Source organism: Gluconobacter thailandicus F149-1 = NBRC 100600, assembly GCF_000964465.1.
Lineage (GTDB): Bacteria > Pseudomonadota > Alphaproteobacteria > Acetobacterales > Acetobacteraceae > Gluconobacter > Gluconobacter thailandicus.
In genome coordinates, this window is the sequence record NZ_BANH01000148.1 from 1 (window position 1) to 1,615 (window position 1,615).

General features: G+C 61.5%; 2 protein-coding genes. Both read left to right on the forward strand.

The genetic code is table 11. From position 1 onward, the window contains the following. Positions 1-107: 107 nt before the first annotated feature. Positions 108-983 (forward strand): DUF932 domain-containing protein, encoded by an 876-nt coding sequence (locus B7444_RS16130; RefSeq protein WP_007284719.1) that lies wholly within the window; start codon positions 108-110, stop codon positions 981-983. A gap of 63 nt (positions 984-1,046) precedes the next feature. Continuing rightward, the gene (locus tag B7444_RS16135) at positions 1,047-1,367 is read left to right on the forward strand and encodes a hypothetical protein (RefSeq protein WP_035730840.1); all 321 of its coding nucleotides are present in this window, start codon (positions 1,047-1,049) and stop codon (positions 1,365-1,367) included. Positions 1,368-1,615 lie beyond the last annotated feature (248 nt).

The following is a 1,615-nucleotide window of genomic DNA, read 5'->3' on the forward strand; positions in this document are numbered from 1 at the left end:
ATTTTTCTCTTGCCCCTCCATTATTATATCGTGTATATAATAAGGGCACCGGACGAAAAGGAGGGAGACGGTCTCCCCCATCACCGGGGCCACGGGAGGGTAAACCCATGAATCATTTCGTTTCTTCTCGCTTTTCCCGCAATCTCGGCCGCGATCCGCTGTCCGACGAAGCCCTGCGCCATCTGGCGAAGTCCATCTTTGCGGAAGACAAGCACGAGAGCCGCAGCGACCGATATGCCTACATCCCCACTTATGAAGTGCTCGCGGGAATGCGGAAGGAAGGCTTCGAGCCGGTCTATGCCAAGCAGGGCGGTTCGCGCGTGCCGGGCAAGGCGGATTTTACCAAGCACCTGATTCGCTTCCGTCACAAGGGCGAAGCCGGGACCGTCCGCAAGGTCGGCGGCATCTATCCGGAAGTCGTGCTGGTCAACAGCCATGACGGCACGAGCGCCTATAAGGTCATGGCCGGGCTGATGCGTCTGGTCTGCCTTAACGGGCTGATGGTGTCGGATCGGGAGCTTGCTTCCGTGTCCGTCCACCACAAGGGCGACGTGATGGCGCAGGTCATCGAGGGCAGCTTCAAGGTGCTGTCCGAGAGCTGCCGCGCGGTTGAAGCCGCAGACGCTTGGTCCGGTGTCACCCTGAACCATGACGAACAGATGATCCTTGCCGGGGCGGCCCATGAAATCCGCTTCGGGGAGGAAGCCGAAACCCCGATCGAGCCGCGCCAGCTTCTGGCCCCGCGCCGCCGTGATGATCTCGGTTCCGATCTGTGGACCGTCGGAAACGTGGTGCAGGAAAACGTCATCCGGGGCGGTCTCCGGGCATGGGGGCGCGATGCCAACGGCCGCCGCCGTCGCGTGTCCACCCGCGAAGTCAAAGCTATTGATGCGGACGTGAAGATCAACCGCGCCCTGTGGCGTCTCAACGAGGAAATGGCCCGGCTGAAAGGAGGCGGAGCATTCATGCAGGACGCCGCCTGATCCCGTCATCCGGCACGCCTCACCCGAGGCGTGCCCCTTGCCCTTCAGGATGGAACGTCCCCTATGAGCGAAGCATTCGAAATTGCGCAGACCATTCCCACCGAGCGCCCCTTGAGTTTCGACGAAGCCGCCGCCCTTGTCCGCTCACACGTCGGGACACCGCAGGATGTCGGCTATCAGATGTTCGACAATATCGCCTCGGCCGTCAAAGCCCTCTCGCACCAGAGCAGATTTGCCGGGGCCGATTATGATTGCCTGTCATGTGGCAATGGCTGGACTTATGAAGGCATCGACCCCGCACCCGACCCGGCCACCTGCCCCTTTTGCGGAAGGGAGGGCAACTCGCCGTTAAGGGCATGGGAGGGCGAACGCAAAGACATCTGACTCCGGGGGCGATATGCCCCCATTTCCGCGCGCGCCGAACCGGAAGCCCGCTTCGCGGGCTAAGAGTAGCCGGGCGGCCTACCGGCCGCCGTATCCTCTATCGTAGCCTCTAACGTGTCCTGTTCTGTATCCTCTGGTGTATCCTGAATTGGCCAATTTTCGCACTGATGCCGCACAGGCTGGGTGCTTGTGCGATCTGCGTTTGGGGGCTTGATCTCCGCTCTAGTTCGTAAGGCCGCGAGCCAGGT